Annotated in this window: 19 protein-coding genes and 1 pseudogene; 7 read left to right on the top strand and 13 right to left on the bottom strand. The window is 60.7% G+C overall.

All coding sequences use genetic code 11. The features are described 5' to 3' along the window. Positions 1 to 136: 136 nt before the first annotated feature. The 13 genes and pseudogenes from PQU92_RS08090 to PQU92_RS08150 all read right to left on the bottom strand — a co-directional run bounded on the left by PQU92_RS08090 (position 137) and on the right by PQU92_RS08150 (position 9,259). Entirely contained in the window at positions 137 to 547 is a 411-nt protein-coding gene (locus tag PQU92_RS08090) for a hypothetical protein (RefSeq protein WP_272747709.1), read from the bottom strand. Then, positions 544 to 1,233, bottom strand: a complete 690-nt coding sequence (locus PQU92_RS08095) for a hypothetical protein (RefSeq protein WP_272747710.1) — start codon at positions 1,231 to 1,233, stop codon at positions 544 to 546. The genes PQU92_RS08090 and PQU92_RS08095 overlap by 4 nt, the downstream gene beginning before the upstream one ends. Then, entirely contained in the window at positions 1,230 to 2,066 is an 837-nt protein-coding gene (locus tag PQU92_RS08100) for a DNA adenine methylase (protein WP_272747711.1), read from the bottom strand. Before PQU92_RS08100 ends, PQU92_RS08095 begins: the two co-directional genes overlap by 4 nt. Then, on the bottom strand, positions 2,063 to 2,380 hold the full coding sequence (locus PQU92_RS08105; RefSeq protein WP_272747712.1) for a hypothetical protein: 318 nt from the start codon (positions 2,378 to 2,380) through the stop codon (positions 2,063 to 2,065). Before PQU92_RS08105 ends, PQU92_RS08100 begins: the two co-directional genes overlap by 4 nt. Then, positions 2,380 to 3,183, bottom strand: a complete 804-nt coding sequence (locus PQU92_RS08110; protein ID WP_272747713.1) for a hypothetical protein — start codon at positions 3,181 to 3,183, stop codon at positions 2,380 to 2,382. Before PQU92_RS08110 ends, PQU92_RS08105 begins: the two co-directional genes overlap by 1 nt. 26 nt (positions 3,184 to 3,209) lie before the next feature. Further along, a complete protein-coding gene (locus tag PQU92_RS08115) occupies positions 3,210 to 3,620 on the bottom strand; it encodes a DUF2312 domain-containing protein (RefSeq protein ID WP_368407099.1) in 411 nt (136 codons plus the stop codon). Positions 3,621 to 3,812: 192 nt separating this feature from the next. Continuing rightward, positions 3,813 to 3,995: pseudogene (locus PQU92_RS08120) on the bottom strand (DNA translocase FtsK); the annotation flags it as partial. A gap of 26 nt (positions 3,996 to 4,021) precedes the next feature. Beyond that, positions 4,022 to 6,712: a toprim domain-containing protein gene (locus PQU92_RS08125; protein WP_272747714.1), complete on the bottom strand. Its 2,691-nt coding sequence runs from the start codon at positions 6,710 to 6,712 to the stop codon at positions 4,022 to 4,024. A gap of 91 nt (positions 6,713 to 6,803) precedes the next feature. Further along, positions 6,804 to 7,094 carry an ogr/Delta-like zinc finger family protein gene (locus PQU92_RS08130; protein WP_272747715.1) on the bottom strand — a complete coding sequence of 97 codons (291 nt, stop codon included), beginning with the start codon at positions 7,092 to 7,094 and terminating at the stop codon, positions 6,804 to 6,806. 68 nt (positions 7,095 to 7,162) lie between these two features. After that, complete coding sequence (locus tag PQU92_RS08135; protein WP_272747716.1) at positions 7,163 to 7,723, bottom strand: hypothetical protein; 561 nt, start codon at positions 7,721 to 7,723, stop codon at positions 7,163 to 7,165. Continuing rightward, entirely contained in the window at positions 7,723 to 7,875 is a 153-nt protein-coding gene (locus tag PQU92_RS08140) for a hypothetical protein (protein ID WP_272747717.1), read from the bottom strand. The genes PQU92_RS08135 and PQU92_RS08140 overlap by 1 nt, the downstream gene beginning before the upstream one ends. Continuing rightward, positions 7,875 to 8,849 (bottom strand): hypothetical protein, encoded by a 975-nt coding sequence (locus PQU92_RS08145; RefSeq protein ID WP_272747718.1) that lies wholly within the window; start codon positions 8,847 to 8,849, stop codon positions 7,875 to 7,877. Before PQU92_RS08145 ends, PQU92_RS08140 begins: the two co-directional genes overlap by 1 nt. Further along, on the bottom strand, positions 8,849 to 9,259 hold the full coding sequence (locus PQU92_RS08150) for a hypothetical protein (protein ID WP_272747719.1): 411 nt from the start codon (positions 9,257 to 9,259) through the stop codon (positions 8,849 to 8,851). Before PQU92_RS08150 ends, PQU92_RS08145 begins: the two co-directional genes overlap by 1 nt. 31 nt (positions 9,260 to 9,290) lie before the next feature. Between PQU92_RS08150 and PQU92_RS08155 the strand changes: the two genes are divergently transcribed. The 7 genes from PQU92_RS08155 to PQU92_RS08185 all read left to right on the top strand — a co-directional run bounded on the left by PQU92_RS08155 (position 9,291) and on the right by PQU92_RS08185 (position 12,587). After that, entirely contained in the window at positions 9,291 to 10,022 is a 732-nt protein-coding gene (locus PQU92_RS08155; protein WP_272747720.1) for a helix-turn-helix domain-containing protein, read from the top strand. A 97-nt stretch (positions 10,023 to 10,119) separates the two neighbouring features. After that, entirely contained in the window at positions 10,120 to 10,479 is a 360-nt protein-coding gene (locus PQU92_RS08160; protein ID WP_272747721.1) for a TetR/AcrR family transcriptional regulator, read from the top strand. Beyond that, entirely contained in the window at positions 10,480 to 11,010 is a 531-nt protein-coding gene (locus PQU92_RS08165) for a hypothetical protein (RefSeq protein WP_272747722.1), read from the top strand. After that, complete coding sequence (locus tag PQU92_RS08170; RefSeq protein WP_272747723.1) at positions 11,007 to 11,321, top strand: hypothetical protein; 315 nt, start codon at positions 11,007 to 11,009, stop codon at positions 11,319 to 11,321. The genes PQU92_RS08165 and PQU92_RS08170 overlap by 4 nt, the downstream gene beginning before the upstream one ends. Next, a complete protein-coding gene (locus tag PQU92_RS08175; RefSeq protein ID WP_272747724.1) occupies positions 11,318 to 11,701 on the top strand; it encodes a hypothetical protein in 384 nt (127 codons plus the stop codon). Before PQU92_RS08170 ends, PQU92_RS08175 begins: the two co-directional genes overlap by 4 nt. After that, entirely contained in the window at positions 11,698 to 11,937 is a 240-nt protein-coding gene (locus PQU92_RS08180; protein ID WP_272747725.1) for a hypothetical protein, read from the top strand. The genes PQU92_RS08175 and PQU92_RS08180 overlap by 4 nt, the downstream gene beginning before the upstream one ends. Further along, a complete protein-coding gene (locus PQU92_RS08185; protein ID WP_272747726.1) occupies positions 11,934 to 12,587 on the top strand; it encodes an HNH endonuclease signature motif containing protein in 654 nt (217 codons plus the stop codon). The genes PQU92_RS08180 and PQU92_RS08185 overlap by 4 nt, the downstream gene beginning before the upstream one ends. Positions 12,588 to 12,678 lie beyond the last annotated feature (91 nt).

Below are 12,678 nucleotides of genomic sequence, written 5' to 3' on the forward strand. Positions count from 1 at the left end.
AGGGACTGCCCGCAGGCGTGGCAGCACGGCGCGGGTGGCGGTGCCGGGGTGCAGTCTGGGCAGGGGTAGGGATCGGGCATCGAGAGCGGCAGGAGCAGCTCGACGATGACGCGGGTGCCGTTGCAGCGGGCGCAGGTCACATCCACCTCCATTTGATGGGGTGTCCTGCCTCTTGCGAGAAAAAGACGGCGCGATCGGGGTGCACAGCGGCGTCGATGCCAACCCAGATTTCGCCCTCAGGCACCTGGTCGGCTTTGACCGTCGTCGTCGACGTGGCGATCTTGTATTCCAGCCATGTAGGGCGGCAGGGCCCCAGCTTTTCGACTGGGGTCAGTTCGGCCAAGGTGCCAAAGCGGTTGCACTTCATGCAGACGAAGCCGGGTCGGGAGTCGTTCGGCACAAACATATGACCGTTTGCATCGGGTTCCGGCGGCGGCAGCACCACCAGTTGGGCGGATCCTCGGTATCGAAGCGAGCGAAGATCGTCGATCAGTTCGTCGTCTGAAATGCCGTGAATAGTTAGGTTTTTGATTTTGGACGGGATCATGCGGGGGCTGCCTGTTCCAAGGCGTAGCCGCCCCACTGATCGGCCATTGCATCCGCTATGCCGGGGAAAAACCGGCTGCGCTCATGACCTCTGTTTGGTCCGGGCCTCATCCGATGGACGCGATTCCACGCGCGCCACTCGTCACTGCCCCGCTCCGGCTCCGGCAATCGGTTGGTCTCGATCAGATCGGGTAAACCGCGCGTATAGAGGCCGGTTGCCTTATACTCAGGGTGACCGAACCAGAAGGGCTGCACCATCTGGGGCTTCGGCAGATCGATAGGCATCCGACGGCGCGCGATGTCGTGCATTTCGGGATTCTCTATAGCGACGCGCGGAATAGGGGCCGTCCAGAACGCTGTGAAAAGATCGACGCCGATTTCGAATTCGTTGATCATGCTTTCCCACGTGCGCCCGCGCGGCAGGGCCTTGGGCGGCGTCATGTCACCGGGGCCGGACAGCCAGCGACGGCCCGATCGGCAAAGCCTCGTACAGGGTGGATGCGCGACGACGAGCAGATCCCAGCAACCCCATGTCAGCAGAGGGCGAACGTCGCCAGTGATGTGATGGTTGGAGCCATCTTCGGACGGTAAAAGGTCGCAAGAGGTCGCCTCGTGTCCGCGCGCCGTAAAGGCGCGTCGAACAATGCCTGAGAATTCACAGGCGATGAGAACTCGGAGGGGTGTCATGCTGTCACCGCCTTCAGGGCTTCCGCGCAGGTCGGGTTAAGCCAGACAACCTCAGTGCGGGTTGCGCTGCCTCTACCAGACGCCGCGGCGGTCTGCTTCTCATGCGAAATCCAGTCCGACAGCAGGTCCGCGTACAGATCCGAGCGATAGCCGCTCAAAACGACCATGCCCTTGACCACTTTCAGCCGACCAAGCAGGGCGACGTGGTCGGCTTCGGTCATTTCGTGACGATAGCAAGCCGACTCGCCAAGCTTGCGCGTCGAATGTAGGTAGGGCGGATCGACGAAAAACAGTGTGTCGGGCCTGTCGTGGTCGCTGATAATGCGCTCTGCTGGGCGGTTCTCGATCAAAACTCCGGCAAGACGTTGACCCACGGTGGCGAGGGTTTCAGGGTAGCGCGCCCATACGGCCTGTGCCGTGCCATAGGGGCGGGCGGTGTCGATCCTGAAGCCAACAGGCTGGCCGCTCGTGGCGGCGCTTCCGAAGCCCATGTGCGATCGAATGCACAGGCGTCGGGCGCGCTCAATGTCGTTAGCCGCAGGCTCGTAGGCCACTTTGAATTCTTCGCGGGCATAGGGCGTCAGGGTCAGTACGTGTTCGAGCTCGGCGCGCTGCGCCGGGTCGCGAAGTACGCGAAAGAAGCTGACCACTTCGCCGTCGAGGTCGTTATAGACTTCGGCATAGGCCGGTTGCTTCCTGAGCAGCACTCCGGCTGCGCCGCCGAAGGGCTCGACATAGGTTCTGTGCGCGGGGAAAAATGACATGATCCACGGGGCGAGCCTGAATTTTGCGCCGTGGTAGCGAAGCGCGGTGTGGGTTATGGCCGATGTCATGCAGCTTCCTTTTGTTTTTCGGTTTTTTGGAGGGCGGTCAGAGCAGCGTTCAGCTCGGAAAAGCTGAGGCCCTGACAGACGGTGATGAGGGGGACGGGCGCAGGCTGGCCGTCGACGCGGGCGAGGATGTCCGTGCGGTGAAGCTCTGATTTCAGGCTGATCGCGGTAACCGGCTTGCCCAGCCGCGCGCAGGCGCGGGTCAGGACGTCCGTGGCGCTGACCCCAAAGAGCCAGTGCCATAGCCGGTTGTCGTTGATCGGCAGATCCGCGCAGCCTTCGACCCAGTAGGTCAGGTTGATCAGGACGAGGGCCATCAGAACGGGATCTCGTCGTCTTTAGCCAGAAGCTCCCCGGCGCAGGTGAAGGTGGCCTTCAGGTGCCCGCCGTGGGCGGGGTCGATGAAAATTAGCTTTTCGCTTTCGAGCATCGTCAGGACGGGAGAGGATTGAACAAACGCGAAGACGCCCCGGCGTTCGCAGTCCAGGATGTGGTTTAGAATGCTGTCGGCGGCATCGCGCATTTCCAGCGGGATGCGCATGCGGATTTTTTGAGCCTCAGACCATTCGAGTTTCTCGGGCTCAAAGGTCTGTCCGACAGCAGTGATCTGGATAGGGGCTTTGGTGCGGATCTCGTGGACAATGAATTCCTGCACGGGCGCCATGACGTAGAAATGGTTGTCTGGGTACTGATCAGCGAGGCGCATGGCCTCGGTGACAGCGGAAGTCATGTCGGGGTGGTTGACGCGTGGTCCACCGTGCGCAGGATTCCAGACGAGATAGCCGGGGCAGACGGCTTCAGGTGCCGGGGTGGGCTTAGGTTTGGCGTCTGCGAACTTTTTCAAGACGTCATCAATGGATTCGGCCATGATGGTTCTGGCGGCAACACGCAAAACAGCGTTGTCGCTCGGCTTCGATTGAGTGAATGCCCAGTGCAGATCTACGCCGGTCATTTCGGTTTTGATGAGGATATCAGCGTTTAGGGTCTGGGCTGCCTTTGGCGTCCGAAGGATGTCACCGTTGAAGGCGCTGACCCCGATTTTTCTCAGGCGGCTGATAGCCTCTTCCTGAATAGTCGTTTTGCCGCTGGCGACGGGGCCACGGATGGTGATTTCCAGCATGTTGATCTCCTGTTGCTGTGGTGGGGTTAGAGTCCGCCGATGGCGGAGACGTAGAGGTCGAAGACGGCTTCTTCCTCCTCGCGTTTGGTCGGGTCTTTTCGGCGTTCGCGGACGACGCGCATTAGGATCTTCACGTCGAAACCTTCGCCCTTGGCCTCGTCGCGGACTTCCTTGATGTCGCTCTGGATCGCGGCCACATCCTCGAACAGGCGCTCGAAGCGCTCGACGAAGGTGCGCAGACGGCCCTGCGCGGCGGCGGTGATGACGTCGGGGTGGTCGCCGCTGGTGTCGGCGTTGAGGATCTGCTCCGTCGTCATGTGCTCAGTGGCGATGCGGCTGGCGTTCTTTGCCGCGCAGGGCTCGCATTTCCAGAGGGTGCCCAAGGTGCCAGAGGTCTGCGTCCACCAGCCGCGCGGAATCGTGTCCGTGGTGCCCATGGCCTCACAGTCGCAGCCGTCGCAGGTGTATTTTTTCGGTGGGCCGGTCGGGGCTGGGGGTTCGGGTTTCGGCGCGGGCGCGGGCGCGGGCTGGGGTTCCCCCTCACCCTGCCCCTGCGGGGCGTCCCTCTCCCCCACGGGAGAGGGCAAAGAGGTATTGAACGGCGGGGTATCGGCTTTCGGCTTATAACCAGGGCCGACCAGCACATCGCGTTTGCCGACGTGGTTGGATTTGCTGACTACGCCTTCGCGCTCCATCGCATCCATCAGAGACGCGGCGGTGTTGTAACCGATCTGAAGCTTGCGCTGGATGAAGGAGGTCGAGGCCTTGCGTTCGACGATGACGGCCTCGACGGCCCGCGCATAGAGATCTGCCGCCGCTTTCTGGGGCATGAACATGCTCAGTTTCCTTTTTTCTGGGGTTTGGCGGCCTTGGTGGCGTCCTCGGTCTGGAAGACCCAACAATGCTTGTGGCCGTAGTCGGACGAGTTCACCGTCTTGGCCTCGACGAACTTTCTCGACTTCGAGGTCTGGAGGAATCGCTTGAGGTCATCGACCGGCGGATGAGAGACGCCGGCATGTTTGCAGGCGGCTTCGAAGGCCTGCAGGTTGACCGCGATCAGGGTGTCATCCTTGCGGTGCAGGTTGAGCCCTTTGCCAAGGATATGGTTCGGGTCTTTTGCGTCGTGCAGGGCCGCGAGGTAGTCGAAGGCTTCCCAGAATTTCGCGACGACGGGGTGGTCGGCTTCGAGCGAGCGGTCGCGCTCCACGGCCAGATCGTTGATATGGTCGTGGACCTTGGCCAGCAGGCTTTGCGGAATCCTGAGCAGCGGGGCCATGGCGTCGAGGCCCGCATGCAGCTGCGCGGCGCATTTGCGGATGCGCGCGTTGCGGACGCGCTTTTGACCGGTGATGAATTCGAGTTCGTATTTCGGATGGGCCGCTTTGAAGCGTTCCATGTAGTCTTTTTCCGCGCGGACGATATGGATGATGGTGCCGGACAGATCCTCGATCGGCCATTGCTCCAGCTCTTCCGCCGCCTTTTTGGTGTCGGCGGTCCAGCCCTCTTTCGTGAAGTTCATCGAAATGATGCGCTCCATGATGGCGGGCGAGGCCACGACGGGGTAGTTTTGTTCAATCCAGATTGAGGCGCGGAAGGGCGGGGCGTTGGTCTCGGTGCCGCCGTTCTTCACGCCGGTTTCGCGAAAGGGGCGACCATTGTAGGAGGTCTTAAGCTGGTTCCAGTCGAATTTCTTGGTGTGGGCGCCGCCGTCTTCGCGGTCGCCTTCCATAAGAACGACCGGGATATTGGCGGTGCGCGCCATGTTGCGGCTGAGGGCCGCGAAGGTGGCATTGGACGGGTCGAAGCCTTCGTAGCCTTCGCGACCGTAGAGCTTCCAGATAAACTCGATCAGGGTTGTCTTGCCGGTGCCGGGCAGGCCTGAGCATTCGAGAAAGAGGAAGGATTTTTGAAAGGCGCGGATCTGTTCGGCGAACATCGACGCGACCGCGAAGCTCAGGGCGACGATGCCGTGGCAGCCATAGGCTCGGTAGATCGTATCGACCCACGAGGTATCGAACTTTTCAGCGTCGTATTCGATCTCACAGATGCGGTCTGTGGTCTTCAGCTTAAGCAGCGCGTTGCCGCAGTCGAAATAGTCTTCGCGATTGATATCGATGACGCGACCGTTCTGGACGGCGATATCGCCGAAGACATAGACGCCGTGTTCTTTCGAATAGCCCGTGAAGTCGAGCGTTTCGACGGTTTTCAGGTTGACGTACTGGGGCGCGAGCAGCTTATCGAGTTGAAAGCCGGAGCCCGTCCAGTGCGCGCCGTTGCCCGCGCCCAGCAGTACCTTTTTGAACTCAGACGACGCGGTCAGGGCGGCGGGGGTGAATCGCGCGCCATAGGGCTCCTTGGCCCACGGCGTCGTGATCGACATATAGAAGGTGCGTTCGTCCAGCGCCTTGTTGTACTGGCTGTACAAGATCCGGAAGGCACAATTGGCTATTTCCGACACGTTGCAGCACCGTCGCGCGGCCGATTTGCGCGATATCGATTCTTTCTCGATCGCCTCGTTGATCTTGGCCTGGTCGAAACTGGCCCACCAGGTGCGCGATTGAAACACGAAGGAGAAGGATGACCACTCGTGCTTTTCCCACAGCAGCACAGCCTTTTCATGCGCGTCGGCAGCCAGCAGGATCTTGCCGTACCATAGGTACTGCTCGATATCTTCGGGCCGCAGGAGGTTGCGGCGCAGCAGGTCGTTCCAATCGCGCTTGCCGACTTCGCCTTCGGCGCGCGGCATGGCGGCGGTAGCCGTCCAGCCTTCTTCGCGCGCTCTATCGACGAATTTACGCGCCGACTCTTCACCCGATTTGCCCGTGTCGAACGCGAAGATCAGCTCCGGCTGTGGCAGGTCGAGGTCGGCGCAGGCCTTACGCAGGGCCTTGAGCCAGTGTTCTGGATATGTGCTGGTGGACATGCAGGAGACGGCGTGTTCGCCGATCTGCTGCCAGCTGGCGGCGTCGAAAATGCCTTCGCAGATCCAGATGCGCTGTGCCTTCGCCAGCACCTCGATCGGCTGATCCGGGGCCATCCACGCGAAACCGCCGTGAGACCCGCCCTTTTTGAAATTGGCCTTGCGCTTGCCGAAGCGGCCCGGCTGGTCGATCAGGCGCTCCCAGTAGGACCCGCCGGGGAGCGGAAAGCGCACGGTGGCGGAGATCAGATCCTTCTTGTACGGATCCTGATAAAGGTCCTGACTGTACGACCCTTTGAGCCGACCGATGCGCAGGCCGCGCGCGCCGGACAGATAGGCGTCGGCGGCGGCGTCGGGCTCTTTGTCGGTGCGCTGATAACGGCTCGACCAGGTGTCGAAAATTTCGGGGTAGAGATCCTTGATGTCGAAATCGCGACCGCACTGATTGCCACGCTGACAATGGAGGATCGACGGGTTGAGTGCCGAGGCCCACAGCTCGCGCTTTTTGCAATCGGGGCAGCGGCCCTGCTGGAGGTACTTGCCGTTTTCCTTGAAGCCGTAGTCGGCCTTAAGACGTTGGGTGACCTCTTCGATAATGTCGTCGCGCATGGCCATGGGTCGGGGGTACTTCTGGGCAAAGGGATATCGTTCGCGGGTTCATGCGCCCGCGTTGGGTGGTCTGGGTCGTTGGGGCAGGCTGTTAAGCCGCTGGTTTCCGGGTTTCGGTCAAAGGCCGGATCAGCGGGTTAGTCAGGGGCTCAGGTGGCGGGCGCTTGCGTGGTCCCATCGGATGCACCGGCCCCAGCGCCGACGGCGACAGGGTCGATACGTAGGTCAGATGGGCCACCCACGTATGACCGCACTCGACGTCGAGGCAGAGATACTTAAGGCGGCGCGTCGTGTGCGAAAGCGCCTCGCTTTCGCGGATCTTCGCGTTGCCGGTACAGACGGGGCAGGGAAAAGACGCACGTTGAAAAATATCGGATTTCATAGAGGTTCCACACAAAAGACAGGTTCGATCTCCGCGTTGACGCCCCGCAGCGCCGCGGCCCCTGAGGCTCAGGGTGGATCGGAGAGGTAGTCGAGCGCGCGGTCGGTTTCCGCCGCCTCGTCCGACTCATTGGCCAGTTTGGCCAGCGCCTGACGCTGGGCGTAGGGCAGGGGGGCGTCGTCGGGCGCGACCTCACGGGCGGCGATCTCGTCCGCATCGTGCAGGTCGCGGCGCATGGCGAAGCGGTCAAAGGCGTGGTGGTTGGCCACGTGAGTCCGGATTTCATGGGCTTTGACCTTTGCTGGTCCGAGCCGCGCCTGAGCGCTAGCGACGGCGGCTTCCAGATCGGCCCGCGCCGCGAAGCTCTGGACGTTGAGCAAGAGGTCCATGCCGACCTCATAGCCACGTTCGGCCAGCATATGAAGGTTGTGGACCTTGCCGTTGTCCGGCAAAGCTTTGGCGCGCACGACCAGATCGACCAGCAATCGCCGGGCGTGATCGGACGGCGGCAAGGTGGCGGTGTCGGCTTCGCGACCGGCGAAGCGGATCTGCGCCGGTGTCGATTTGTTCGACATGAGCGCGATGGCCAGACGCGCGAAGCGTGAGGCGTCGGACGGGGTGAAGGGCATTATCGGCTTCTCCATGCTACGGAAAAACCGAAGACCAGAAGCCAAGCCACCACTTCGGCGACATCGGCGGTGAGCAGCGCCGAAATGAACGCCCAGACGATCGCGCCGACGGCGCCAATAGCGAAAACCTTCGCGAGAATATTGGTGACCATCACGCCGCTCCCTTGGTCAGGTTCTGCGCGGCGCGCATTTCCGTCTTGATCCTCTTGATCATTGCCGGGTTGAGGCGGTCGTTACGGCTGAGTTCGCGGTTCAGTTCCGCGCAGACTTCATCCGGGTTGTGACCACTGTCGAGCAGCTGCATGACCGCGCTGCCGTGGCGGGTGGCCAATGGCGAGAGCGCGATGTCTGCCGGGCGCGCCATGACGATCGGAGCCGCGCCTGTGACATCCTCACCGGCCAGAAAGGCCTTGGTGGCTTCGACCTGCTTTTTCGCCGGGGTCGTCTCGATCGGCGCGAGGTTCTTCCACGCGGCGATCTCGTCCTGCTGACGGGCAACCTCGGCTTCCAGCTTTTCGACAACAGAGAGCGCGAAATCCAGCCGCTCCTGCGTCGGGCGCTCCATCAGCTCTTCGCCCAGCTTGCGGACCTTCTCGTTCAACTCTCCGATCTGGTCCAACCGACGCTTCGCCGTGGCAGCCCGTTCTTCAAGCTGCTTTTCCAGTTCGACGACGCGCGCAGCGACCTGTGCCGCGGCGGCGGCACCTTCGCACAACTCGCGGCCCAGCGTGGCCGCGCGTTCGTCAGCTTCGGCCTTCTGTTTGAACAGCTCCTCGACCCGGTCGCGGCTGCGACCGTGAGCGATGCGCTCCAGCTCGAGATCCGCGAAGTGCTGATCGGCGCGCTTGTCCGTGGCGTCTACCTCGAACAGCTGCGCCTTAAGCTCGTTGATGGCCTCATTGTCTCCATAGACCAGGCTCCCGTCTGAGAGACGTAGCTGGTACTGACGAAACACATCGATCTTAGAAACGCCCTCTTGCGCAGGCGGCAAATGCTTCTTGCATAGATCGATCAGGGCGTCGGTGATGTCCTCCATCCGGAGGCCGCGAACGCGCGGCAGGCCGTCAGCGGCGGCGAGCGCATCGCGGGCGATGACAACATGCGGTCCTTTTGTAAAAAAGCGCATTACGCGGCTCCTTTAGGGTGAGATAAAAAGGCCCCGTCCGCAGGAACTGGCGGAACGGCGGACGGGGCAGGGGCGTCCGCGCCCAGATTGCACGGACGGGGAGGAACTTTTTCGGGCCAGTCGTCGAGGGTGACGGCACCCTGTGTGTAATCGCGTACCTTTTTGCGGATCGTCAGCGAGGCCTCACGCCAGCCATCCTGATCCATCGGCATCAATGCGCGGCCCAGATCCTGCCGCTTCACGCCAATCGCGTCGGCCATTTCGGTTACGGTCAGGTTACGGTCGACCCGCCACTGATCGGCAGAGCAACGTTGGACGGGCTGGGGCGGCGTGGGGAAGTGGTGACAAGTTTGCATCAGTGATTCGCTGATTTGAAGAATATGGTTCCAAACCGAACCGATTTGGTACATTTGTCAACGAAATGGTTTCTGAAAAGTTAAAATGCTGGTGATAGATAGTGCCAATTCGGTGATGCACCCTGCTCGCAGACCAACTGCGAGCGGGCGAATCGTGACCGAAAGACACATCCAACTTGGCCAGGCCTTGCGCCGCCTCCGGCAAAAACTCGACTTGTCTGTCGATGATGTGGCCGAACGGGTTGGCACTTCACGTGTGACGATCAACCGGTACGAGTCCGGAGATCGGAAGGCGCTGCTCAAGGAGGATGTTCAGGATCAAGTCGTCTCAGCGCTGGGTCTTACGAGGGCGGATCTTCAGGCAGAATATCAGGCGGTCGTCGAGGGGCGCAGTATCTTCGACACGGGTCGTCGTTTTCCCGCGTCCGTTCCGTCTGGAGCGATTTCTGCGGGTCAGCAAGGCCTTGGCGTATATGAGACTGATGGCGGTGAGGACATCGATTTGGCGGCGTTGCTGGATGGTGAGGTTCGGGCCATGCGCGTCCTGAACGAGGATGTCTCCCCATACATCGCGCCTGGAGGTTTCGTGATCTATCACATTAAGCGGACGCCCCGCCGTCACCAGGCGGTTGTCATCAAGACTAAAACCGGCCCACTCAAGATTCGATTTTATGTTCGAACCACTCCGGCTCAAGTTGAGGTTATTCGGATGGAGGCTTTCACTGACGATGGAAAGCCTGCCTACCGTGAGGAGAGCGAGTTCATCTCCAACTCTGAAATTCAAGGTGTTTATCCAGTGGTTCTTCGTGGTGACTAGCTGGTTCATAATGTACCAATTTTCTTCTTAAATCGGTTGACAATGTACCAAATTGGTTCATTTTGACTCCCGTAGCAACGCTATGGGAGATTAATCGTTGACCCTTTCACCTCAATCCAAACGCGGCCAAGCCAAGGCCCGCAACCGCGCGCTGGTTCTCGATGCCGCGCGCAAAACCTTTGAAAAGCGCGGGTATGAGCTGACCACCCTGCGGCTGATCGGCATCGAAGCCGGGCTGTCGACCGGCGTCATCTTCGGCAACTGGCCGGACAAACGCTCGCTCTATGTCGAAATCTACGGCCACCCGCCGCTGACGCCCGAGGCCGGAAAGCTGCTGTGGGATTATCTGGTCGCCTCCGGCCAAAATCCGGCCAGCGTCATTGCCGGTGAGGTCATCGTCACCGTCGATGCCGAAGCCGTGACCCGTTCCTGCGGCCCCCAGCTGGAGGCCGCGTAGATGTCGGATCATGTACTGATCAAGCGCGATTTGTTCTGGCGACCGAACGGGCAGGGCTATACGGGTGTTCTGCGCGAAGCGGGCCGATATGAGCGCGAGTCCGTCCTGAAGATGGGCTACCCCATTGCACAGGCCTATAATGATGCGCCGGCGGAAATCACTTACGCGCTTCCCATCGATCTTGCGCCGGAATTCACGAACGCCTGTTGCGTCTATGTGCAGCGCGACGAGCTGCTGCGGCAACGCAAAGAGCGCGACGAACATCCGTACACGATTGGCGAGGAAACGGGATTACGGGTCTTCTCCGCTACGGGCTTAACCAACCTGAGCGACATGCAGGCCGTCCTCGATCAGGTCGAGAAGGCGCTCGCGCCATTGCCTTTGCTGGCCGCGGCGTTGTCTGGGCTATTGCCAGAAGTCGATAGCGAGATCGAGCAGCGGCAGACCAGTGGTAACGATGAATACTGGCAGGGTCTTGATGACCTGTCGGCCAAGGCTCACGCCGCGCTTGCGATGGTGAGGGTAGCATGATCGAAGAATTGCAAACCTCGAACCTGACGCCCGAATTTGTGGCCATCTATCGATCCGGAACCGACGCGGCGAAGACGTTGCTGATGTCGCATGGCGCTTTGACGCACCGCGAAACGGTAGGGCTGACGATCGGCTTCGTTTGCGAGGTTCTGGACGCCGTTAAGACGCTTTCCAGTCTTGAAGACGCGGAAAAGATGCGCGCTCAGATTATCGACATGCTGTCGGGCGTTGGTCCAAAGGCCGACCCCTGTCAGTGTCTGGCTTGCCGACAGGCCCGTCGTTATGGCGCGCGCGAGGGGAGGCCACATTGACTGCCATCGTTCTCAATACGTCGATGGTCGCGGCGCCGGTGCGCAAACCGGCGCAGATCATCTATCTGGAAGAAGCCCGCCGAATCGGAAAGACCGAACGGCTCCGGCGCGAGGTTCTGGCGGCGCGGCTGCTCGCGGCGGCGGGTCGGGCCAAAGATCCTGAGACCCGCGCGATCTGGGAAGCCAAGGCGCGCGGCTGCGCCTATCTGCCGTCGTCGGAACTACGGGGCGCGCCACCTTCTTTGCAAATTTTGCAAAGAACGGAGTCCCTCGATCATTTTCCTGACGCCAGGAAAATGATCGATCCGCGCGACCGGCCCCTGACGGTGCTGACCGCGCTGGCGCACCTGTTCGGTCTCACCGGTGGGAGGGTGTTGTGAAAAACAAGCTCACCGACCTGAACAACCACCTGTTCGCCCAGCTCGAGCGGCTCGGTGATGAAAACCTGACACCTGATCAAATCGAAACCGAGGCCCGGCGCGGGGAGGCGATCGTCGGCATAGCCGATCAGATCGTTAAAAACGCCAACCTGCAGCTTCAGGCCGCAAAGCTGGCTGCCGAATATGGTTCCAGTCCGGAGCCGTACCTGCCGCTTCTCAAAGGGGCCGGGTCATGAAAGGTGTCTGGATAGCCTATAGCGAGGCTGAACTCGACTGGATCGAGCGGCACAAGACGATGGTCCGGAAGGAGGCGCATAAGCTTTTCGTCGAGACCTTCGCTCGGGATGACGTAGCCTTTCAGAACTATAACGCTCTGTGCAAACGTAAGGGCTGGTTGACCGGTCGCACGGGCCGTATCGAGCCTGATAATGTCCCGCACAACGAGGGGCAGAAAATGCCCTTTCACCCGAACAGCGCAGCCACACGATTCAAGAAAGGGTCTGTGCCTGCCAACCGCAAATTCTTCGGTCATGAACGCGTCGGAAAAGACGGCTACATTGAAATGAGCGTCGACCAGGTCAATCCGCACACCGGCCATAGCCGGAGGTACATGCACAAGCATCGTTACCTTTGGGAGCAGCAGCACGGCCCCGTGCCCGAGGGCCACGTTCTGAAATGCCTCGACGGCGACCGCACCAACACCTCGCCGGAGAACTGGGAGTGTGTGCCGCGGGGCGTGGCGGTCCATCTGGGGGGCAGGGCTGCAATCCAGTACGATCACGCCGACCCTGAGCTAAAGCCGTCGATCATGGCGGTGGCGAAGGTAAAATACCAGGTTCGCCAGCGCCGCGCTAAGAAGGGAGGCCTCCTGATGGCGGCAACATGATACGGTACCGTATCCAAAAATTATTAACTTGCTCCCTGATTGGGGGCTTTTTTTCCTATTTAATGTTCCGTATATGTTCTCTTTATGGATT

The sequence above is a fragment of the Asticcacaulis aquaticus genome (assembly GCF_028550415.1).
Taxonomy (GTDB): Bacteria; Pseudomonadota; Alphaproteobacteria; order Caulobacterales; family Caulobacteraceae; genus Asticcacaulis; species Asticcacaulis aquaticus.

Bases quoted from the DNA above. Each gene is read 5' to 3' on its own strand.
- PQU92_RS08135 (WP_272747716.1), bottom strand. From the start codon at position 7,723: ATGCCCTTCACCCCGTCCGACGCCTCACGCTTCGCGCGTCTGGCCATC.
- PQU92_RS08100 (WP_272747711.1), bottom strand. From the start codon at position 2,066: ATGACATCGGCCATAACCCACACCGCGCTTCGCTACCACGGCGCAAAA.
- PQU92_RS08140 (WP_272747717.1), bottom strand. From the start codon at position 7,875: ATGGTCACCAATATTCTCGCGAAGGTTTTCGCTATTGGCGCCGTCGGC.
- PQU92_RS08090 (WP_272747709.1), bottom strand. From the start codon at position 547: ATGATCCCGTCCAAAATCAAAAACCTAACTATTCACGGCATTTCAGAC.
- PQU92_RS08125 (WP_272747714.1), bottom strand. From the start codon at position 6,712: ATGCGCGACGACATTATCGAAGAGGTCACCCAACGTCTTAAGGCCGAC.
- PQU92_RS08155 (WP_272747720.1), top strand. From the start codon at position 9,291: ATGCTGGTGATAGATAGTGCCAATTCGGTGATGCACCCTGCTCGCAGA.
- PQU92_RS08110 (WP_272747713.1), bottom strand. From the start codon at position 3,183: ATGCTGGAAATCACCATCCGTGGCCCCGTCGCCAGCGGCAAAACGACT.
- PQU92_RS08145 (WP_272747718.1), bottom strand. From the start codon at position 8,849: ATGCGCTTTTTTACAAAAGGACCGCATGTTGTCATCGCCCGCGATGCG.
- PQU92_RS08115 (WP_368407099.1), bottom strand. From the start codon at position 3,620: ATGGGCACCACGGACACGATTCCGCGCGGCTGGTGGACGCAGACCTCT.
- PQU92_RS08130 (WP_272747715.1), bottom strand. From the start codon at position 7,094: ATGAAATCCGATATTTTTCAACGTGCGTCTTTTCCCTGCCCCGTCTGT.
- PQU92_RS08150 (WP_272747719.1), bottom strand. From the start codon at position 9,259: ATGTACCAAATCGGTTCGGTTTGGAACCATATTCTTCAAATCAGCGAA.
- PQU92_RS08185 (WP_272747726.1), top strand. From the start codon at position 11,934: ATGAAAGGTGTCTGGATAGCCTATAGCGAGGCTGAACTCGACTGGATC.
- PQU92_RS08095 (WP_272747710.1), bottom strand. From the start codon at position 1,233: ATGACACCCCTCCGAGTTCTCATCGCCTGTGAATTCTCAGGCATTGTT.
- PQU92_RS08170 (WP_272747723.1), top strand. From the start codon at position 11,007: ATGATCGAAGAATTGCAAACCTCGAACCTGACGCCCGAATTTGTGGCC.
- PQU92_RS08165 (WP_272747722.1), top strand. From the start codon at position 10,480: ATGTCGGATCATGTACTGATCAAGCGCGATTTGTTCTGGCGACCGAAC.
- PQU92_RS08105 (WP_272747712.1), bottom strand. From the start codon at position 2,380: ATGGCCCTCGTCCTGATCAACCTGACCTACTGGGTCGAAGGCTGCGCG.